At 60.1% G+C, this 20,750-nt stretch carries 20 protein-coding genes; 11 read left to right on the forward strand and 9 right to left on the reverse strand.

The features are described from left to right. Positions 1-174: 174 nt before the first annotated feature. The 3 genes from lptB to JJB09_RS07235 are packed head-to-tail and all read right to left on the reverse strand — an operon-like array spanning position 175 to position 2,208. Positions 175-954 (reverse strand): LPS export ABC transporter ATP-binding protein, encoded by a 780-nt coding sequence (lptB, locus tag JJB09_RS07225; RefSeq protein WP_343228997.1) that lies wholly within the window; start codon positions 952-954, stop codon positions 175-177. A gap of 40 nt (positions 955-994) precedes the next feature. Then, a complete protein-coding gene (locus JJB09_RS07230; protein ID WP_201655304.1) occupies positions 995-1,537 on the reverse strand; it encodes an LptA/OstA family protein in 543 nt (180 codons plus the stop codon). Beyond that, positions 1,534-2,208: an LPS export ABC transporter periplasmic protein LptC gene (locus tag JJB09_RS07235; protein ID WP_201655307.1), complete on the reverse strand. Its 675-nt coding sequence runs from the start codon at positions 2,206-2,208 to the stop codon at positions 1,534-1,536. The genes JJB09_RS07230 and JJB09_RS07235 overlap by 4 nt, the downstream gene beginning before the upstream one ends. A gap of 194 nt (positions 2,209-2,402) precedes the next feature. On the opposite strand from JJB09_RS07235, the gene sppA reads away from it, so the two are divergent. The 3 genes from sppA to JJB09_RS07250 all read left to right on the forward strand — a co-directional run bounded on the left by sppA (position 2,403) and on the right by JJB09_RS07250 (position 4,143). Beyond that, complete coding sequence (sppA, locus tag JJB09_RS07240) at positions 2,403-3,362, forward strand: signal peptide peptidase SppA (protein ID WP_201655310.1); 960 nt, start codon at positions 2,403-2,405, stop codon at positions 3,360-3,362. A gap of 36 nt (positions 3,363-3,398) precedes the next feature. Beyond that, entirely contained in the window at positions 3,399-3,707 is a 309-nt protein-coding gene (locus tag JJB09_RS07245) for an integration host factor subunit beta (RefSeq protein WP_201655313.1), read from the forward strand. 94 nt (positions 3,708-3,801) lie between these two features. Next, on the forward strand, positions 3,802-4,143 hold the full coding sequence (locus JJB09_RS07250) for a DUF1049 domain-containing protein (RefSeq protein ID WP_201655316.1): 342 nt from the start codon (positions 3,802-3,804) through the stop codon (positions 4,141-4,143). Between the two features lie 15 nt (positions 4,144-4,158). Here the strand turns inward: JJB09_RS07250 and JJB09_RS07255 are convergent, their stop codons facing one another. After that, positions 4,159-4,620 (reverse strand): SRPBCC family protein, encoded by a 462-nt coding sequence (locus tag JJB09_RS07255; RefSeq protein WP_201655319.1) that lies wholly within the window; start codon positions 4,618-4,620, stop codon positions 4,159-4,161. A gap of 103 nt (positions 4,621-4,723) precedes the next feature. Between JJB09_RS07255 and JJB09_RS07260 the strand changes: the two genes are divergently transcribed. From JJB09_RS07260 to olsB, 5 genes are all read left to right on the forward strand, one after another. After that, positions 4,724-5,866, forward strand: coding sequence for a class I SAM-dependent methyltransferase (locus tag JJB09_RS07260; protein WP_425523691.1), 1,143 nt, complete (start codon positions 4,724-4,726; stop codon positions 5,864-5,866). Next, positions 5,863-6,726, forward strand: coding sequence for a TrmH family RNA methyltransferase (locus JJB09_RS07265; protein ID WP_201655321.1), 864 nt, complete (start codon positions 5,863-5,865; stop codon positions 6,724-6,726). The genes JJB09_RS07260 and JJB09_RS07265 overlap by 4 nt, the downstream gene beginning before the upstream one ends. Further along, the gene (gene lspA, locus JJB09_RS07270; protein WP_201655324.1) at positions 6,719-7,219 is read left to right on the forward strand and encodes a signal peptidase II; all 501 of its coding nucleotides are present in this window, start codon (positions 6,719-6,721) and stop codon (positions 7,217-7,219) included. Before JJB09_RS07265 ends, lspA begins: the two co-directional genes overlap by 8 nt. A 58-nt stretch (positions 7,220-7,277) precedes the next feature. After that, positions 7,278-9,593, forward strand: coding sequence for an ATP-binding protein (locus JJB09_RS07275; protein ID WP_201655326.1), 2,316 nt, complete (start codon positions 7,278-7,280; stop codon positions 9,591-9,593). Positions 9,594-9,710: 117 nt separating this feature from the next. Beyond that, entirely contained in the window at positions 9,711-10,544 is an 834-nt protein-coding gene (gene olsB / locus JJB09_RS07280) for a l-ornithine N(alpha)-acyltransferase (RefSeq protein WP_246748618.1), read from the forward strand. A 118-nt stretch (positions 10,545-10,662) separates the two neighbouring features. Here the strand turns inward: olsB and JJB09_RS07285 are convergent, their stop codons facing one another. Continuing rightward, positions 10,663-10,905, reverse strand: a complete 243-nt coding sequence (locus JJB09_RS07285; RefSeq protein ID WP_201655332.1) for a hypothetical protein — start codon at positions 10,903-10,905, stop codon at positions 10,663-10,665. 100 nt (positions 10,906-11,005) lie between these two features. Between JJB09_RS07285 and JJB09_RS07290 the strand changes: the two genes are divergently transcribed. Continuing rightward, positions 11,006-11,914, forward strand: coding sequence for a LysR substrate-binding domain-containing protein (locus JJB09_RS07290; protein ID WP_201655335.1), 909 nt, complete (start codon positions 11,006-11,008; stop codon positions 11,912-11,914). A 186-nt stretch (positions 11,915-12,100) separates the two neighbouring features. On the opposite strand, the gene JJB09_RS07295 is transcribed toward JJB09_RS07290, so the two are convergent. Then, complete coding sequence (locus tag JJB09_RS07295) at positions 12,101-14,386, reverse strand: NADP-dependent malic enzyme (RefSeq protein ID WP_201655338.1); 2,286 nt, start codon at positions 14,384-14,386, stop codon at positions 12,101-12,103. Between the two features lie 126 nt (positions 14,387-14,512). Here JJB09_RS07295 and mutS point away from each other — a divergent pair, with 126 nt between their 5' ends. Continuing rightward, positions 14,513-17,227, forward strand: a complete 2,715-nt coding sequence (gene mutS / locus JJB09_RS07300) for a DNA mismatch repair protein MutS (protein ID WP_201655341.1) — start codon at positions 14,513-14,515, stop codon at positions 17,225-17,227. Here mutS and JJB09_RS07305 read toward each other — a convergent pair. From JJB09_RS07305 to dnaN, 3 genes are all read right to left on the reverse strand, one after another. After that, positions 17,220-17,834: a histidine phosphatase family protein gene (locus tag JJB09_RS07305; RefSeq protein ID WP_201655344.1), complete on the reverse strand. Its 615-nt coding sequence runs from the start codon at positions 17,832-17,834 to the stop codon at positions 17,220-17,222. The two genes, mutS and JJB09_RS07305, sit on opposite strands and share 8 nt — an antisense overlap. 2 nt (positions 17,835-17,836) lie before the next feature. Next, positions 17,837-18,433: a phospholipid N-methyltransferase PmtA gene (pmtA, locus tag JJB09_RS07310; RefSeq protein WP_201655347.1), complete on the reverse strand. Its 597-nt coding sequence runs from the start codon at positions 18,431-18,433 to the stop codon at positions 17,837-17,839. 106 nt (positions 18,434-18,539) lie between these two features. Further along, the gene (dnaN, locus tag JJB09_RS07315; RefSeq protein ID WP_201655349.1) at positions 18,540-19,658 is read right to left on the reverse strand and encodes a DNA polymerase III subunit beta; all 1,119 of its coding nucleotides are present in this window, start codon (positions 19,656-19,658) and stop codon (positions 18,540-18,542) included. Between the two features lie 182 nt (positions 19,659-19,840). Here dnaN and rsmI point away from each other — a divergent pair, with 182 nt between their 5' ends. Next, the gene (gene rsmI, locus JJB09_RS07320; protein ID WP_246748604.1) at positions 19,841-20,749 is read left to right on the forward strand and encodes a 16S rRNA (cytidine(1402)-2'-O)-methyltransferase; all 909 of its coding nucleotides are present in this window, start codon (positions 19,841-19,843) and stop codon (positions 20,747-20,749) included. Position 20,750: the final 1 nt, after the last annotated feature.

The raw sequence follows: 20,750 nt of genomic DNA on the forward strand, positions 1-20,750 counted from the left end.
GAACGCAACACTCCCTAACCCAGCAAGAATTCCGGGCCCGGTGACGTTCCGGAAAGCGAAAATCTAAAACTGGCCCGAAAATTGCTTAGATTCACGACCGGGTCAAGCCTTGTTTGAAAGGGAGTGTTGAAACGGCGAAAATAGCCCGCCCCCGGAACCGGCAATCTTGCGGCCTCAGAGACTAAAATCCTCGCCTAGGTAGAGACGACGCACATCCGGGTTGCTGACGATATCGGCGGCCCGACCATGCGTCAGCACCTCGCCTGCGTGAATGATGTAAGCGCGATCGATCAAGCCCAAGGTCTCGCGCACATTATGGTCGGTGATCAATACGCCGATGCCGCGGCGCGTCAGGTGACGAACGAGATTCTGGATATCGGCGACCGAGATCGGGTCGACGCCGGCAAAAGGTTCGTCCAGCAGCATGAAGGCCGGATCGCTCGCCAGCGCCCGGGCAATTTCCAGCCGCCGGCGCTCGCCACCCGAAAGAGCCACCGCCGGCGACGTTTTCAGGTGGGTGATGGCAAATTCTTCAAGCAGCGACTCGAGCTTTTCCTCAAGGGCCCTCTTTTCTTTGGTGCGGACTTCGAGCACGGCGCGAAGGTTCTGCTCGACTGTCAGTCCGCGAAAGATCGAGGCTTCCTGGGGAAGGTATCCCACGCCCAACCGCGCCCGCTGGTACATCGGCATCCAGGTGACGTCGTTGCCGTCGATCTCGATGTGCCCCTGATCGACCGGAATGAGACCGGTGATCATATAAAAGCAGGTGGTCTTGCCAGCGCCATTCGGGCCGAGCAAGCCGACGGCCTCGCCGCGCCGCACGACAAGCGAGACGCCATTGACCACGCGCCGCCCGCTGTAGGTCTTGGTGATCCCGCGCGCGATCAGCGTGCCCTCGTAGCGCGCCTTGTTGGCGGCATCCTGTTCGGACAGCGCTTTGGCGTCCTTCTCGATGACTTTTGTAATGAAGGGAATTTTCAAGGTCTTGCCGGGATCAGTTGGTCTTGCGGGACTTCGGATCGATCAGGATCTTTACGCGCGCACCGCAACTGTCGAGTTTTGCCTGCCCGTTTTTCATCTGAACCGTGAGCTTGCAGCCGGTGAAGACATTGTTTCCGTCCGCCAGCACAACCTGCTTGCCCTCGAGCATAAGGATCTCGGTGCGCATATCGAACGAACCCTTGTCGCCACGGGCACTCTGGTCTGCTGAAACCAGGGATACCTTGCCGTCGACCTCGATGCGGTCGATATCGGAGCCACCCTCGGCTATCTTGCCGGCATTGCCCTTGTAATAGACGATCATATGCTCGGACATCAGCGTCATGGTGCCTTGCACAACCTTGACATTGCCGTTGAACAGCGCCCGCTTTTCCTGTTCGCGAATTTCGAGGCTGTCGCTTTCGATCTGGATCGGCTTGTCGTTGGACAGCGCCAACCCCTTCATCTGGCTGGACTGTTCCTGTGCCTGGAGCGGGGAGATCGTCGTTGCGAACATGCCGGCCGCGGCCAGGCAAAAAGTAAATGGAATTAGCCTCATGGCGTCGCTTGCCCCTGGTTTTCTTTCGTGCGGTAGGCGGCGGGATTGATCGTCACCAAGACATCGCCTTCGAAGAGGATTACCCTGCCCTTATCGGTTATCTTGAGACTCTTCGCAACAAGTGTTGAATCTTTTGCCTTCACTGCAACCGGCTGGAGTGTTTCCAACCGCCCCGCGTGCACATCGAGCCGTGCCGACTGGAAATCTACCACCACGCCGGAAGACAACGTCACCACGAAGGGCTTGGTCAGATGCAGCTTGTCGGTAGAGCGGTCGAAATCCGCCGCCTGTGCCTTGACGCGCGCGACAAGATCGCCTCGGATCGGCACCGCAGCCTCGATATCCTCCAGCGTGATCGCATTGGGATTGATGATATCCTGAAGGGCGCGGCGGGCATTCATGAAGTAGCTGATGCCGTCTTCGTTGCGACCTGAAATGGCCGGCTTCTCCATCACCACCTTGCCATTCTCGATCTTGGCGCCGCCGATCGAAAGGTTGTCGGGAAAAATGGTACGGACCCAGGAAACCGCCACGAAGCACAATGAGATGACGAGCGCGGCGATCGGCAACAGGATCTTCAGCCGGCGCACGCGCGCGGAATGCGACAGCGCCCTGCTATAAGCGGTCGCCGCTCCCGTAGCCGGTATGATCGTGCTGGCGCGGATATCCATGTCATGTCCTGATGGTCGGCAAATTGCCTCGCAGACACATAGGCAAAACATGGCGGAAATACAATGTGCTGTGGCTGACTTTGCCGGATGCGTCCAGTTTTTGGCCAGAGCGCGGCCGATTCACGCGAGCAGTGTTTCATTCTGCACCGGACCGCGCTATTTGTGATCGCAATCAACAACGTGAGTTCCCTTCCATGAGTGTCAATGACATAGCCGAGCGCAGGCGCATCCGGCGCAAGCTGACCTTCTGGCGCATTTTCTCCTTCCTGTTCATCGCTGCCGCGATCGTGCTTTTGTGGATGCTGGCAAACGGGGGGTCTCTTTCCGACCCGACCGATCGTGACCACATTGCCCGCGTGACCATTTCCGGCACGATCCAGGACAACGGAGAGCTTATCGAACGGCTCGACAAGATCGCCCGCAAGGACACCGTGAAGGCACTGATCGTTTCGATCTCATCACCCGGCGGCACAACCTATGGAGGCGAACAGCTCTACAAGGCGATTCGCAAGGTGTCGGCAAAGAAGCCCGTCGTTTCGGACGTGCGCACCCTGGCGGCTTCCGCCGGCTACATGGTCGCCATCGCCGGCGACCAGATTGTCGCCGGCGATACGTCGATCACAGGCTCGATCGGCGTCATATTCCAGTATCCCCAGATTCAGAGCTTGCTCGACAAGATCGGCGTGTCACTTGAGGAGATCAAGTCGACCCCACTGAAGGCAGAGCCATCGCCCTTCCATAACGCGAGCGAGGAAGCCAAATCGGTCATGCGCGCAACCGTGATGGACACTTACGACTGGTTCGTCGATCTCGTGGCCGAGCGGCGTGGCCTGTCGAAAACCGAAGCGCTGAAGGTGGCTGACGGCCGCGTCTTCACCGGCAGGCAGGCCGTGAAGGAAAAGCTGGTCGACAAGATCGGTGGCATGGATGAGATCCGGGCCTTCCTGACAACGCGAAAGATCGACTCCAATCTTCCGATCGTCGATTGGGCGCCGCCAAAGGCAGGATCCTCCTATCTTTTGGGCGGGTTGGCGCATCAGATCCTGCAATGGACCGGTTTTACGTGGCTAGATGGCGCTAACACACTGGGAAAGCTGGGCGAAGACAAGATGCTGCTTGACGGTCTGGTTTCGGTTTGGCAGTTTGAAAGATAATGATAAAGAGCTGAAAAACATCAAAGGGGGGCGCTCGTGATCAAGTCTGAACTGGTACAAATTGTCGCAGCTAAAAATCCGCATCTGTACCATCGAGACGTCGAGAACATCGTCAACGCGGTTCTGGATGAAATCACCGATGCGCTTGCCGGCGGAAATCGTGTCGAACTGCGTGGTTTCGGCGCATTCTCGGTGAAGAACCGACCGTCTCGCTCGGGTCGCAATCCGCGCACGGGCGATTCTGTTTTCGTCGAAGAGAAATGGGTACCGTTCTTCAAGACCGGCAAGGAGTTGCGCGAGCGTCTCAATCCCGATCTGGCCGACGAGGACGACGACGAGGATTGATATCAGCCGACAGCAGTCGCATCTTGATTTGAGAAGCGGGACAGTTCAGAACCCAGTCAATTGCTCTGGGTTTCAATGAAGGGAGTTCGGCTCGATGATCACGCGCCTGATAAAAATCCTGATCCTCGTTCCGGTCGCGATCGTGCTGATCGTGCTTTCGGTCGCCAACCGTCATCTGGTAACGCTCGCACTCAACCCTTTCCGGCCCGAGGATACGGTGTTGTCCGTATCGCTGCCGTTCTTCGTCTTTCTGTTTCTGGCCTTGATGAGCGGCGTGCTGATCGGCTCGGCCGTGACCTGGCTCGCGCAGGGCAAGTATCGCAAGAAAGCCCGCGAGGAAGCTCAGGAAGCGCGCAAATGGCGGGAAGAAGCCGGCAAGCAGCGCAGCCGGCTCGAAGAGATCAATACGGAAAAGTTGATCTCCGCATCCAGGTGAATGCGGAGATCGTGATTACGCCTCGGAAGGCTCGGCTCGCTTGGCGATGGCCTTGTTGAGCTTTTCGAAGAACTGGGCTGCGAGCTTCTTCGATGACGAATCGATCAGCCGAGAACCAAGCATCGCAAGCTTTCCACCGATCTGCGCCTTGACGGTATAGTTCAAAATGGTGGCGTCGCCATCCTCGGTCAGCCGCACTTCGGAGCTGCCCTTGGCAAAGCCTGCAATGCCGCCCGAGCCTTCACCGGTTATCGTATAGCTTTCCGGCGGATTGAGATCGGTAAGCGTTACGTCCCCCTTGAAGGATGCCGACACTGGCCCGACCTTGATCTTCACCGTGGCGGTCATCTCGGTCGGCGATTTCTTTTCCATGGTCTGACATCCAGGAATGCATTTGCGCAGCACATTGGGGTTGTTGAGTGCTGCCCAAACGACGTCCCGGCTTGCGGGAATACGCTCTTCGCCCGTCATATCCATCGTAATTCTCCCTAGTCTGCCAATCGATTGATCCCTTAATGCCGATGTCAAAGCGCTTTGCCAAGAGGCACAAGGGTGCTATTTCAACGCCGATGTCGCATAATTGAGAAGAAGAGACAGCGTGAAAAGCAAAAACCATCCGCGCGGACCCAAGACGCCCGGCGCGCGGCAGGACTCGCGCCCGAAGGTGCGGCCTCCGCGTCAGGACAGTTCATCAGCCGCGGCACCTGCCCGGAAGCGGGAAGAACGCGTGCCATCGGCAGCCCCCGTAAAACGCGAGCGCCAGGCGGCGGCGGCAACCACTCCCATTTTCATGCCGATGCGCAAGGGCCCACGCCCCGCAGAGAAGGCACCCGTCATTCTGGAAACGTCAGGCGATACCGGCTACCGCCTGCTGGACAGCGGCAATGGTGAGAAGCTCGAACAGTACGGCACCATCAAGGTCATCCGCCCCGAGGCGCAGGCCCTGTGGCCAAAGGCGCTTGCGGCGACCGAATGGAACAAGGCCGATGCAGTCTTTACCGGCGACACTGACGAAGAAGGCATGGGCCGCTGGCGCTTTCCCAACCAACCCCTTGGCGAGACGTGGCCAATGCGGCTGCTGGGCGTCGATTTCTTCGGGCGGTTCACCTCGTTCCGCCACACCGGCGTTTTCCCCGAACAGCTCGTTCACTGGTCGTGGATGCGCGGGCAGGTTCGCGCCCATGGCCGCAAGCCCAAGGTGCTCAACCTGTTCGGTTATACGGGTGTCGCCTCGCTGATCGCAGCGGAAGCCGGTGCCGAAGTGACCCATGTCGATGCCTCCAAGAAGGCGATAGGCTGGGGCAAGGAGAACCAGAACCTTGCACAGCTGACCGACAAGCCGATCCGCTGGATCCTCGACGATGCGATGAAATTCATCGAGCGCGAGCAGCGGCGCGGCAACCGGTACGATATCATCCTGACCGATCCACCGAAGTTCGGCCGCGGACCGGATGGGGAAGTGTGGCAGCTGTTCGACCATTTGCCCTCGATGCTCGATATTTGCCGCGACCTGCTGGCCCCGGATGCAATCGGTTTGGTGCTGACAGCCTATTCGATCCGCGCCAGTTTCTATTCGATGCATGAGCTGATGATGGAAACAATGCGCGGCATGGGCGGGCTGGTCGAATCCGGCGAGCTCATCATTCGTGAAACACCCTCGACTCCGGATCAGGCGGCACGCGCCCTTTCCACCTCCCTCTTTAGCCGATGGACAAAAGCATGAGCGATCACCGCCACGAGGACGGTCCAAGACGCCCCGGACAGGTCAAGGAGATCACCTCGCTTGCCAATCCGATCATCAAGGACATCAAGGCACTGAGCGTCAAGAAGAACCGCGAAGCCAGCGGAACCTTCATGGCCGAAGGCCTCAAACTGGTGCTCGATGCACTGGAAACCGGCTGGAAGATCGAAACTTTGATCTATTCCAAGGCTGGCCAGGGCAAGCCACTGGTCGAGAGGGCAGCGGCACGGACGATTGCGGCGGGGGGACTGGTGCTGGAGGTGAGCGAGAAAGTGCTCTCCTCGGTTACCCATCGCGACAATCCGCAAATGGTCGTCGGCATCTTCAAATCACGTTGGCAGAGCCTTTTCGACATCAGGCCCAAACCACATGAAACCTTTGTGGCACTGGACCGCGTACGCGATCCCGGCAATCTGGGCACCATCATCCGCACCGCCGATGCAGCCGGCGCATCCGGCGTCATCCTGGTCGGCGAGACAACGGATCCCTTCGCACTCGAAACCGTACGCGCCACAATGGGTTCGATCTTTTCGCTGCCGGTGACGCGCGCAACGCCGCACGAATTCCTGAAATGGCAGAAATCATCAGGAACGAATGTCATCGCGACCCATCTCAAGGGCGCAATCGACTACCGCAAGGCCGATTACAAATCGCGCCCGGTGGTGCTGCTGATGGGCAACGAACAGGCCGGCCTGCCTGACGATCTGGCGGAGGCGGCCAATGTCAAGGTGCGCATTCCCCAACAAGGCCGCGCCGACTCGCTCAATCTCGCTGTGGCGACCGGCGTCGTGCTGTTCGAAGCGCGCCGACACCTCCTGACCCTGGCAGATATCGATGGCTGAAAAAACCGCATTGTTTTCACGACCGCCCGTGGCGGCGCTGTTCATCGTCATTGCCGTCATCCTCGATCAGCTGATCAAGTATCTGGTGGAGGCCTATCTGCCATTCCAGCAGCTGGTAGAGGTCATTCCGCATCTCGGTCTATATCGCACATGGAACGAGGGCGTTGCCTTCTCCTTCCTGTCCGGCATGAGCGGCTGGATGATCGTCGCGATGCGGGTACTGATCGTCATTTTTGTCTTCTGGTGGTGGAAGGGCGCAAACCGGCAAGCGGGTCTGATCCACCTGGGCTTCTGCATGATCATCGCCGGTGCAATCGGCAACATTGTCGACCGTTTCATTTATGGACACGTGGTCGATTACGTCCTGTTCTACACGGAAACGTGGTCTTTCGCGGTGTTCAACCTAGCGGATAGCCTGATAACATTGGGCGCGACCGCTGTCGGGATCCACGAAATCTTTTTCAATCGAAAGGCCGAAGAAACGGCGCGCTAGAAATCGTTAACGTAGCTCCGCAAGGCTTTTGTAAGTCCCCTCATGCTAAACCTAAGGCATGAGCGAACCGCAAAAACTTCAACGCCGCGTTGCGATGGCTTTCGACGAGCCAGATTACTTGCGCGCGGACGCCGGGAGCGGTTTCGTCAGCCCACTCAACAGCGCGGACATAGCGAGCGATGCGACTTTCGCCGGCGACGCCAAATCACCGGCCACATCCGGCCTGCTTGCATATTGGCTGCTGGGCGGCGGCGCTGTTTCGCTGACACTCGCATTTTCCATCGGCTCACGCTTTGGCGTCCTGACCGGCATATTGTGCTTTGCCACTGCGGCATTCGCAGGAGGGTTAATCTGGCTCTGGTTCAGAAACCGGCAATCTGCGCGCATCGCCGAATCCCGCAGGAATGAACAGGCCAATCAGGAGAAGCGGCTCGCCGACACCGACGACCCGGTCCTGGGCGGCATGACGATTGGTTCCATCCACGATGCGATGGGCGACATCACTTTGAGGCGCAGCCTCGATGGAGTTATCCTGTCGGCAAACAATACCTTTCGCCGCATCAGCGGCTGGGAGCGTCCCGAAGGCAAAACCTGCGACGAACTCGGCATCCGGTTTCGGCCGGGGTCCGGGCTTCATGCCTACGATGTCATGTTTTCAACCTCCCGCGGCAACAGGACGTTCCTGTGGCACGATGTCGTGACCCGCGACCCTGTAATCGACAATCTGGTTATCCAGAGCATTGCGCGCGACGTGACCAACGAGCGCGCCGATGCCTTTCAGCACGAGCAGGCACGGCTGCGCGCAGAAGAAGAGAGCGATCTCAAGTCGCGCCTGATCGCCACCGTGAGCCACGAAATCCGCACGCCGCTGAGCGGTCTGCTCGGGATGGGCCACCTGCTGGCGGGCACCAAGCTTACCCCGGAACAAGCGAATTACCTCGAAGGCGTCAGGCAATCGGGAACTGCACTTGCGAACCTGGTGGAGGACCTGCTCGATTTTTCGTCACTGACGGCCGGCCGCTTCCAGATCCGCACAAAACGCGATGCCATCCGGCCGCTGATCGAGAGCACCGTCGAAATGCTTTCCAGTCGGGCCCATGCCAAGGGCATCGAGATCGGCGCGCATATCGATTCGCGCCTACCGGAAATGCTGACATTCGATGCGGCACGCTTTCGCCAGGTTCTCTACAACGTCATCGGCAATGCGGTGAAATTCACCGAAACTGGTGGCGTGCTGGTGAGCATGACGCTTGAAGAACAGTCGCTGGTCGTCCGCATCACCGATAGCGGTCCGGGCATGAACGAGGCCGAAACGCAGCGCATCTTCGGAGAGTTCGAGCAGGGAGACCTCAGCCGCGCACGAGAAGGCGGGGTTGGGCTGGGACTGGCAATCTCCGCGCGGATCATGGCCGAGACAGGTGGTGAGCTTGCCGTGGAAAGCCGTATCGAAGAAGGCAGCACATTTACGATCCGACTGCCGCTTGCGTCCGGCAGAGACGAGCCGCTGCGCAGCGGGCGTGAACTCGCCGGCTCCCGCGTATTGGTCTTTGCACCCGCCGGCCCCGCCGCAGCCGCACTTGCCGAAACGCTCGCAGGGCTGGGCGCAGACACGGTTTCGGCATCTCGGCTCGAGGAAGTCGGGGCAATTCTCGACAGGCATGTGCCCTTCAACAGCATTATCGTCGATCATCGGCTGGACGGCGATTTCGTCGCATCGCTGCGTCGTGACCCGCGGCTCAAGCAGGCGCAAAGAATTTTTCTCGTCAATCCGGAATCGCGTCCGGCGCAAATGTCCGGCACCAGCTACCATAGCTGGCTCATCCGACCGTTGCGCGAACAATCGCTGATCGATGTCCTGACCGGCAAGCTCAAGGGCCTCGAAAGCCGTCTGGCGCGCGATGAGGACTTTCCAACGCTCTCAGCCGAGCCGAGCGATGGCGACACGTCGGCCGAATCGCACGAAAAAATCAAACCACCGACAGCAACGGCCCTGTCGATCGTGCTCGGTGAAGACGACCCCGTCAATGCGATGCTGTGCCGGGCAATCCTGGAAGGCGCCGGTCACAGCGTTCGGCTGGCGGAAAACTTCGCCACCCTCGAGGTGATACTGGCCGAGGGCGCAGACCTGCTGCTCACCGACGATTCGATGCCCGATGGCAAGAGTGACGCCTTTATCACCCGCCTGCGTGAAAACCAGCGGCATCAAGGCTCTCACGCCCCTGCCGTCATCGTTCTGACCGCCGATGCAACATCCGAAACCAACGAGAGGTTGATGGCCAGCGGTGCAGATCTGGTCCTCATCAAGCCTGTCGCACCCGCCGATCTCAAAAGCGCGATCGACTCCGTGGTTATGCGGCGGCTGTCAAAGCCCTAGGCCGACACCTGTCATCGTCCTGTCTCATAGCTGTGGTTATAGACACGCAGCGCTTGCAGAAGGATGCCCGTCATGACACTGGAGATTTTCGAACCAAGAACGGAAATCACGCCTCGCATGGACAGCAGGATCTCTATCCAGGGCCGCGGGGAACCCGTACTGGGCCGTATCGGCACCCTCGAGACCCGCCTGGCAGCGAACACGCGGGAAATTGAGGCGGCACAGGCTATCCGCTATCGCGTCTTCGTCGAGGAGATGGGTGCCGAGCTTCCCGCCTCCGCCATGCGTGCGCGCCTGGATATCGATGCCTTCGACGACATCTGCGATCATCTAATCGTGATCGACCGGGCGATCGAAGGCGACACAGCCGACCAGATCGTCGCCACATACCGCCTATTGCGGCAGGAGGTTGCCGATCGTCATTCCGGCTTTTACTCCGCCTCGGAATTCGACGTAGCGCCGTTGATTGCGCGCCATCCCGGCAAGAAGTTCCTAGAACTTGGCCGCTCCTGTGTACTGCCGCCCTATCGCACGAAACGCACGGTGGAACTTCTCTGGCAGGGAAACTGGGCTTATGCGCTCAAGCACGGCCTCGACGTGATGTTCGGCTGCGCTTCGTTTCCAGGCATCTTCCCGGAGGCCCACGCGCTCGCACTGTCGTTCCTGCACCACAATTCGCTCGCGACCGGCAGCTGGGCCGTTGGCGCGGCGGGCGGGCATGGCCGCAATATGGATCTGATGCCGCCGGAAGCCGTGAACGCCAGGAAAGCGCTCGTCTCCATGCCTCCGCTCATCAAGGGTTACCTGAGACTGGGCGCGATGGTGGGCGAAGGTGCTGTGGTCGACCGTGCTTTCGGCACGACGGATGTGCTGGTCGTGTTGCCGATCGAAAGCATCTCCAGCCGTTACGTCAATTATTACGGGGCCGATGCCCAGCGTTTTGCCTGCTGAACATCCCGGAGCCTTTGCAGGCTACTGGAAAGACTCCACACCCTTCCTTCGGCAGGTCCGGAGCAGCCCCATCGGCCGCTCCGGTTTTTTCTTTTTGTCGGCCACCGTCGAGCCGTGCCTATTTGCCGTATTTGCCGTAACCCGCCGAGAGGGGCAGGTCTGCAAGCTCGCGCGACGACATCCGCTGGATTTCCGGATGCATCAGCGGATCGCGCCATGCAGACATCGTCGCATCGTCTTCCGTTTCACCGAGTTGACGAATGGCTTTTCTAAAGGCCGAGATCATTGTTGACAGCCCGCTCGCATGCTGAGGGCGAACCGATATCGGTACATTGTTGTTAGCTGAACAGGTCGTTTCCATAGCGACTCACCTCTTTCCAGTGGTCCTGATGGGCTCTATATCGCGCCCGCGACAGCTCGCTTCAATTGAGAATGTTTTCGATCCGGTATAGAAAAGCTAAATGAAAAACCTGAACACCGTGCATCTTAATGGACTTCGGGCGCTCGAAGCGGTCGGCAGGCTCGGCTCGCTGCAGGCGGCGGCCGACGAGCTCGGGGTGTCGGCCGGCGCGGTCAGCCAGCAGATCAACAAGGCGGAGGCGCAACTCGGACATCTGATCTTCGAGCGCAGGCCGAAAGGGCTGGTGGCCACCGATATCGGTCGACCGGTTCTGGGCCGCCTCACAGAAGGGTTCGGCAAGCTGTCGGAAGGCGTCGGGCTGGCCCAGCGGCGCGACACCAACTGCTTGACGATCTCGGTGGCGCCGGTGTTTGCGGCGCGCTGGCTGGTACGGCGGCTCGAAAGTTTTGCCCGCCAGTTTCCGGATATTGTCCTCAGGATCGATGCCACCACGCGGCTCATCGATCCCGCGATATCGGATATCGACCTGGGCATCCGGGTCGGCATGGGCGAGTGGCCAGACGTCGTCTCAGAGCCGATTTTGACGCAGCAGGTATTTCCTGTCGTTGCCCCCTCACTGGCAACGGAGTTGAAGACGCCGCGCGATATTCTCAGCATGCCGGCAGTCATCGACAGCAAGGCGATGTTCGACTGGAGCGTCTGGCTGGACGTCGCCGGACTGGCTGGCGAAAAGATGAATGCCCGGCACGTCCTTAACGAAGCGTCGTTGTGCCTAGACGCCGTCATCGCCGGCCAGGGCGTCATGCTCGCCTGGCAGACGCTGACTGTGGACGCAATTCTGGAAGGCCGACTGGCGGTACCCTTCAAAATTCGCGCCAAAACCGGCTACGGTCACTATTTCGCCACCGCACGGGATCAACGCGAAAGCCGGAAGATAAAAGTCTTCAAGGCGTGGATGCGCGCCGAAATGGCTTCCAGCATGGATGCACTGGAAACCAGTTTCCAATAGCCGCGCGTGCGCTGCACGATTCCCCTCCTAAATCCTCCCCACAAGGGGGAGGACTTAACATACCGATCACTCACCACAAAGTAACGCAGGCTGCCGATGAAAGGCTGCTTTTAGCAGTATCCGTTCGCTCCAGGTTAAGCCCTCCCCCTTGTGGGGAGGGTTTGGGAGGGGCTTTCGCGGATAGCGTCATGTCCCGGCATTGTAGGCCGCAATCGCCGCCATGTTGACGATATCGGAATCCTTGGCCCCCATCGAGGCTATCTGCACCGGCTTGTCAAAACCAACCAGCAGCGGCCCGATGACGGTACATCCGCCCAGTTCCTGCAGCATCTTGGTGGAAATGGACGCCGAGTGGAATGCCGGCATGACCAGAACGTTAGCGGTGCCCGACAGGCGACAGAACGGATATTGCTCCATGATCCGAGGGTTGAGCGCCACTTCGGCGGACATTTCGCCGTCATACTCGAAATCGACCCGCCGCTTGTCAAGAATCTTGACGGCCTCCCGGACGCGCTCGGAGCGCTCGCCCTCGGGATGGCCGAAGGTGGAATAGGCCAGCATGGCCACGCGCGGCTCGTAGCCCAGCTTGCGCGCCAGGCTCGCGGCCTCTTCTGCAATGTCGGCTAGCTCCTCCGACGACGGCATGTCGTGAACAGCCGTATCTGCGACCAACACGTTGCGGCCCCGACACAGCGCGAGCGACACGCCGATGACCCGGTGACCCGGCTTGGCATCGATGCAGCGCCTGATGTCGGAAAGCGCCGTGGAATAATTCCGCGTGGTGCCGGTCACCATCGCATCGGCATCACCCAAAGCCACCATGCAGGCGGCAAAATGGTTGCGGTCGGTATTGATCAGCCGCTGGACGTCACGCTGCAGGAAACCCTTCCGCTGCAGACGCGCATAGAGATAATCGACATAGGCCTCGCGCCGCTTGGATGTCCGGGCGTTAATGAATTCGATGCCAGGGCGGTTGAGATCGATGCCCGCCTTCTCAGCCGTGGCCGCAATGACGTCATCGCGACCGAGCAGGATTGCGGTTCCGAGTTGCTGGTTGACGTAGGAAATCGCCGCCCGCATCACCTGCTCTTCCTCGGCCTCGGCGAACACGACGCGCTTTGGATGCCTGCGGACACGGTCGTAGATGCGCTGCAGCGTGGAGGCAATCGGATCTCGCCGGCCACGCAGCTCGCGCGCATAGGCTTCCAGATCAGCGATTGGCTTGCGCGCCACGCCCGAATCCATCGCCGCCTTGGCGACCGCCACGGGAATGGAAGAGATCAGCCGGGGGTCGAAGGGTACCGGGATGATGTAGTTCGGACCAAAACGCGGACGATTGCCCTGATAGGCAGCAGCGACATCATCAGGCACGTCTTCCTTGGCAAGATTGGCGAGCGCCATGACAGCGGCAATCTTCATTTCGTCGTTGATGGTCGAGGCCCGGACATCGAGCGCGCCGCGGAAAATATAGGGAAATCCGAGCACATTGTTGACCTGGTTCGGATAGTCGGACCGGCCGGTCGCCATGATCGCGTCGTCGCGGATACGGGCGACTTCCTCGGGCGTGATTTCAGGATCCGGATTGGCCATGGCGAAGATGATCGGGTTCGGCGCCATCGAGCGGATCATATCCTCGGACAGGGTGCCTTTGGCCGACAGTCCCAGCACCACATCGGCGCCGTCCATGGCTTCGGCCAGCGTGCGCTTGTCCGAGTTGACGGCGTGCGCCGATTTCCACTGGTTCATGCCTTCGGTGCGGCCCTGGAAGACCACACCCTTAGTGTCGCAGAGGATGATGTTTTCCGGGTTGAACCCGATCGCCTTGATCAATTCGATGCAGGCGATGGCAGCGGCACCCGCGCCATTGCAGACGAGTTTGGTGGTCTTGTAATCACGCCCGGTAAGATCAAGCGCATTGATCAGCCCGGCGGCAGCGATGATGGCAGTGCCGTGCTGGTCGTCATGGAACACCGGAATGTCCATGATTTCGCGCAACCGGCTTTCGATCACGAAACAGTCCGGTGCCTTGATATCCTCGAGATTGATTCCGCCGAAGGAAGGGCCGAGAAAGCGCACGCAGTTGACGAATTCGTCGACATTTTCGGTGTCGATCTCGAGGTCGATCGAATCGACATCGGCAAAGCGTTTGAAGAGAACCGATTTGCCTTCCATGACAGGCTTGGAAGCAAGCGCGCCGAGATTGCCGAGCCCCAGGATTGCGGTGCCGTTGGAGATCACCGCAACCATGTTGCCGCGAGTGGTATAGTCGTAGGCGGTGGAAGGATCTTCGGCGATTGCCTTGACTGGCTCGGCCACCCCAGGCGAATAGGCAAGCGAAAGATCGCGCTGCGTCGCCATCGGCTTGGTTGGTGTAATTTCGAGTTTGCCGGGCCTGCCCTGCGCATGGAAATCCAACGCCTCCTGGCGGGTGACGGTGGGCATATTCCGGTTGCGGTTCTCTTTTTTGGGCATCGTTCCTCCCAGCCTTCCTGTGGGCTCAGGTCGTTTTGGCCGAGCCTCTTATTGTCTTTGCGGGCAATATCGATAGTGTTCCGCCTACCTTTATTGAACACCCATTCCCCTTTGTCAAAGAGCCGTATGACCATTTCCGACGCCCTGACCGTTGCCCAGCTCGCCACCGAGGAGAGCCGCCTCTCAGCCACGCCGATGATGGAGCAGTTTATCGAAATCAAGGCCAACAATGCCGATAGCCTGCTGTTCTATCGCATGGGCGATTTCTACGAGCTGTTCTTCGAGGATGCACTGGAAGCATCGCGCGCACTCGGCATCACCCTGACGAGGAGAGGCCAGCACCTTGGCCAGGATATCCCGATGTGCGGGGTGCCCGTGCATGCCGCCGACGACTATCTGCAGAAGCTCATCGGCTTCGGCTACCGGGTTGCGGTGTGCGAACAGATGGAAGATCCGGCCGAGGCCAAGAAGCGCGGCAGCAAATCGGTCGTCAAGCGCGATGTCGTTCGGCTGGTCACCCCCGGCACGATCACCGAGGAGAAGCTGCTCAATCCCGGCGACAGCAACTATCTGATGACGCTTGCGCGCATCAAGGGCGGCGACAAGCCGCAATATGCGCTGGCGTGGATCGACATTTCCACCGGCATCTTCCGGTTGGCGGAAACCGATCTCTATCGCCTGCTATCGGATATCATGCGGATCGACCCCAAGGAGCTGATCGTTGCCGACAGCCTCTTCCATGATGCCGAGCTGCGACCGACATTCGACATGCTCGGACGCATCGTCAGCCCGCAACCGGCGGTGCTATTCGATTCGGCGACGGCCGAAAGCCGCATCGCGCGCTATTTCCAGACAGTCACACTGGACGGTTTCGGCGCCTTCAGCCGGTCCGAGCTATCGGCAGGCGCCGCCGCTATCGCCTATGTCGAGAAGACGCAGATCGCCGAACGGCCGGCGCTGGGCCGGCCGGAACGGGAAAATGCCGCCTCGACGCTGCTGATCGACCCCGCCACCCGCGCCAATCTCGAGCTCGTGCGCACGCTTTCTGGCGAGCGCGGCGGCGCGCTGGTCACGGCAATCGACCGGACCGTCACCGGCGGCGGCGCGCGCCTGCTGGCCGAACGGCTGATGAGCCCGCTGACCGATGCCGATGCGATCAATGCGCGACTGGATTCCGTTGCTTTCTTTCTTGATGAGCAACGCTTGACTGATGATATCAGGCGCGAACTCAGGCACACGCCGGACATGCCGCGAGCGCTGTCGCGACTGGCCCTCGAACGGGGCGGCCCGCGTGATCTCGCCGCAATCCTCAAGGGGCTGGAAGCAGCCCGGTCGCTTGGCGCCATGCTGGCCGGCAAGCGCCTGCCAACAGAACTTTCCGATGCCTTTGCCGGGCTTGGCTCCGTGCCGTTCGAACTGACCGACCAATTGGCCTCGCTCTTGGCCGAAGAGCTGCCGCTGCAGAAACGCGACGGCGGCTTCGTGCGCGATGGGGCGATCCCCGAGCTCGACGAACTCAGGCAGTTGCGTGACCAGTCGCGGCGGGTGATCGTCGGCCTGCAGACATCGTATTCGGAAGAAACCGGCGTCAAATCGCTGAAGATCAAGCACAACAACGTGCTGGGATACTTCATCGAGCTGACGGCCGGAACCGCCGGCGCGCTGACGGAAACGCCAGAACGCCGAGCCCGCTTCATCCATCGACAGACGATCGCCAATGCCATGCGGTTCACCACCGTCGAGCTTTCAGACCTCGAAAGCCGCATCGCCAATGCAGCCGAAAAAGCGCTCGCGATCGAACTCGAAGTCTTTAGCCGGTTATCCGAAGCCGTGGTGGACGCAGCCGACGCCGTCAAGGCTGCTGCGCAGGCGATCGCTGCCGTGGATGTCTCGGCAGCACTCGCGGCACTCGCCGACGAGCAGGCCTATTGCCGGCCAGCTGTCGATGCGAGCCAGGATTTCCGCATCGAGGGCGGTCGCCATCCAGTGGTCGAGCAGGCCCTGCGCAAGGCCGCGCAGAATCCGTTCGTCGCCAACAATTGCGATCTGTCGCCGCTGGAAGACCAGAGCAACGGTGCTATCTGGCTGATTACCGGCCCCAATATGGGTGGTAAATCGACCTTCCTGCGCCAGAACGCGCTGATCGCGATCATGGCCCAGATGGGCTCCTTCGTGCCGGCCGCGGAGGCCGCCATCGGCGTCGTCGACCGACTGTTTTCGCGCGTCGGCGCCTCGGACGATCTGGCGCGTGGACGCTCGACCTTCATGGTCGAAATGGTCGAGACGGCCGCAATCCTCAATCAGGCGACGCCGCGCTCGCTGGTCATCCTCGACGAAATCGGCCGTGGCACTGCGACCTTCGACGGCCTGTCGATTGCCTGGGCCGCCGTCGAGCACCTGCACGAAGTCAACAAATGCCGCTCGCTGTTTGCCACCCATTTCCACGAATTGACCGTGCTGTCGGAAAAGCTGCCGCGACTGGCAAACGCCACGATGCGGGTGAAGGAATGGGACAACGACGTCATTTTCCTGCACGAGGTCGGCCCGGGTGCGGCCGATCGCTCCTACGGTATCCAGGTGGCGCGCCTTGCAGGGCTTCCGGCTTCCGTGGTTTCGCGGGCCCGCGAGGTGCTCACGCTGCTCGAGGACGCCGATCGCAAGAACCCGGCAGCAAAGCTGATCGATGACTTGCCGCTGTTTCAGGCCGCAGTGCGCCGGGACGAGCCAAAGTCTTCGAAGGCCTCGAAGGTGGAAGAAAGCTTGAAGGCACTCAATCCCGATGAGATGACGCCGCGCGAAGCACTCGATGCGCTCTACGCGCTGAAAAAGGCACTTAGCTGAGGCAGGACGGGCCTCTGTCTGCGGGGCCTGACCAGAGATCGATCGGCGCCCAGTCCGTCAGCAGCGACCTGTCCGTCAGGCGGAAGGCATAGAGAAAGCCGCCACTTCCGGGCGGCTGATCGTGGACGCGGGCGATCGGCAATCCGGCCAAATGGCATTTCAGCAACGTGCCGACGCCGCCATGGCCGACAAAGGCGATCGGCAGCGCCGGATCATGATCCGCCAGCACATGCGATACCGCCGCAACGATACGGGTCTGCGCGTCGATGGCTCGTTCCCAACCGTGAAAGCTCTCTTGCGGGTTGGCGAAGAACCAGTTCGCCGCCTTTTCGAATTCGTCCGGCACGAGAAATCCGGTTGCGGAGCGGTCATTCTCGCCCATATCGTCGACGGTCTCGACCTCGATACCTGCCGCATGGGCGAGAATTTCGGCTGTCTCGATCGCCTTGGTCTCGTCGCTGGAGATAATTCTCGCCAGCCTCCTGACCCACGGCTGGGTTGAAGCCTTCTCGGCACGCGCACGCCCGAGCACAGACAACCCCCATTTCGGCACCGGCACGGCGGGGTCTATCAGGACTTGCGGATGGGTGATGTAAAGGCCGAACACGATCAGCTATGCAGAGACTTGTAGTGCCAGATCTGCGCCGGTGGGATGTTGCGGACAACGAAATCGAAATGCTGGATCTTGTAGCTGTCCGGCCGGGCGATGACGGGGGAAACCGGACCGTAGGAAAACTGAACGACCGGCCGACCCGGCGGCATCAGCTTCAAGAGGTCCTCGATCAGCTTGACGCGTCGATGCATCGGGAAATTCAGCAGCGGAATGCCTGATATGACGCAATCGAACTGCTGGCCTTGGAATTCCCTCAATGTCTCGTCGAGATTGAAAGCATCGCCATTGATGAAGTTGACCCCCGGATACTTCGTGGCCAGGTGCTGGACGAATTGGGCCGAGTACTCGACCGAGACCAGGTTTTCCGGCTTCACGCCACGATCGAGGATCGCCTTGGTGATGACCCCGGTACCGGGGCCAAGTTCGAGAACCGGCAGGCCGGATCCCAGATCGATAATGCTGGCCATCCTGGCGGCGGTGCGCGCAGAGGTCGGCATGATCGCGCCGACTGTCTTGGGCTGCGACATAACGCCCTTTATGAACCGGATTTCGTCGTCGAATTTCGCTGCAAGCCGGCTCTTGATCTGTCGCATCCGCTTCCCCAGTTTTCTTAGCCTCGCAATATAGAGAAGGCTAAACAAGGTAAAAGCAAGACGTGGCGCTCAATACCTATGAATTTTTCTTTAATGGAACCAGGGATTAAACACGCATTGGCATCAGCACGTAGAGTGCGTCGCCATGGGCCGAATCCAGGATGATCGTCGGCGAACCGGGATCGGCGAGCTTGAAGACGGCGTCATCGCCGGTCAACTGGCTGGTGATATCAAGCAAATACTTGGCGTTGAAGCCAATTTCCAGCGGATCGCCCTCGAAGGAGACGGCGAGTTCTTCCGTTGCACTGCCGGAGTCGGGGTTGTTGACCGTCAATGTCATCTGGCCATCAGCCAGCGCGATCTTGACCGCACGACCGCGCTCAGAGGAAATTGTCGAGACGCGATCGACAGCGCTCGCGAAGGTCGCGCAATCGACCCGCATTTCCTTGTCATTGCCCGAAGGAATGACACGCTGGTAATCGGGGAACGTGCCGTCGATCAGCTTCGAGGTCAGGACGATCTCGCCGAAGGAAAGGCGGATCTTGGCGTCCGATACTTCGAAGCGGATTTCCGCATCCGGATTTTCAACGAGCTTCTGGATTTCACCCACGGTCTTGCGGGGGATGATGATGCCAGGCATGCCTTCCGAACCCGACGGCGCCTCGATTTCGGCGCGTGCAAGGCGGTGACCGTCGGTTGCCACTGCGCGGAGCTTCAGCGCACCGTCAGCTTCCATCGTATGTAGGAAGATGCCGTTCAGGTAATAGCGGGTTTCTTCGGTCGAGATCGCAAACTGCGTACGCTCGATCAGCATCTTGAGATCAGATGCCTTGATCTTGAATGTATGGCTGAACGTGCCGGCTGTCAGATCGGGGAAATCGGATTCCGGCAGGCATTGCAGCGAGAATTTCGAGCGGCCGGAGGCGACGCTCATGGTCGAGCCTTCGGCATTGGTCGACAGCGCAACTTCCGAACCGTCCGGCAACTTGCGAACGATTTCATACAGAAGATGCGCCGGCACGGTGGTCGAACCAGCCTGCTCGGTCATCGCCGGCGCACTTTCGGTGATCTCGAGATCGAGGTCGGTGGCCTTCATCATCAGGGCCGAACCTTCGGCTCTGAGCGCCACGTTGGACAGGATCGGGATGGTATTGCGGCGCTCCACGACGCGATGAACATGGCCCAAGGACTTCAGAAGATTGGAACGCTCGATTGTGATACGCATGATCTCTAACCGTTTTCATTTTTCGTGCCGGCAAGGTGCCGGAAAGGCCCGCCGCTGGCGGACCGGCAAAATGGCAGAAATAGCCTTGGCATTGCAAGTGATTTCCATTGCAAAGTGCGGTCTTGCACATGTCGAAGCGGTTGCCCATAAAGGCGAATGATGCATTGACCCCGGAGCAGGCCTTGGCTGACGACGATATCAAAGACGAAAGCCAGTCCGGCAGCTTCCGGATCCGGACCCTGACCGTGCCGGCGCGGCCACTCGAAACAGCGCTCTATCTCGTCGCCACGCCTATCGGCAACCTTGGCGACATTACCTTGAGGGCACTCGAGACGCTTGCCGGCGCCGACATGCTCGCCGCCGAAGATACACGCGTCACGCGGGTGCTGCTCGACCGCTACGGCATCAACAAGCGCCCCTATGCCTACCACGAATACAATGCCTCGGAAGTCGGGCCGAAACTGATCGCCGCCATCGAAAGCGGCAAGTCGGTGGCGCTGGTGTCCGATGCAGGCACGCCGCTGGTTTCCGATCCCGGATTTCGACTGGTGAAAGAGGCGCTCGCTGCGGGCCTCAAGGTCGTGCCGGTGCCCGGCGCCTCTTCGGTGATTACGGCACTTTCGGCAGCCGGGCTGCCCAACGAAGCATTTTTCTTTGCCGGATTTCTGCCGCAGAAGGAAAAAGCCCGCCGCGACCGTCTTGCCGAAATTGCCGTCATACCGGGAACGCTGCTCTATTTCGAATCTCCGCATCGGCTGGGGGCGAGTCTTCGGGACGCCGCCGACATGCTCGGCGGCAGCCGTGCCGCGACCGTGTGCCGCGAGCTCACCAAGACATTCGAGGAGTTCCGGCGCGGCACGCTCGCGGAACTGGCGGACTATTATGCCATCAACGACAACGTCAAAGGCGAGATCGTGGTTGCGGTCGCGCCGCCCGAAGCGGTAGCCGCGCCAGAGGGACAGGCGCTCGACGATATCCTGAAAGCTCTGGCCGTGCATCTGCCGACCGCCAAAGCAGCAACGGAGGCTGCCCGCCAGACCGGCCTGCCGCGCAAGGACCTCTATCAGCGGCTCCTCGAACTGAAGGAATAGG

Source organism: Phytoamicus setariae (assembly GCF_016722925.1).
In the GTDB taxonomy this organism is placed as follows: domain Bacteria; phylum Pseudomonadota; class Alphaproteobacteria; order Rhizobiales; family Rhizobiaceae; genus Rhizobium_E; species Rhizobium_E setariae.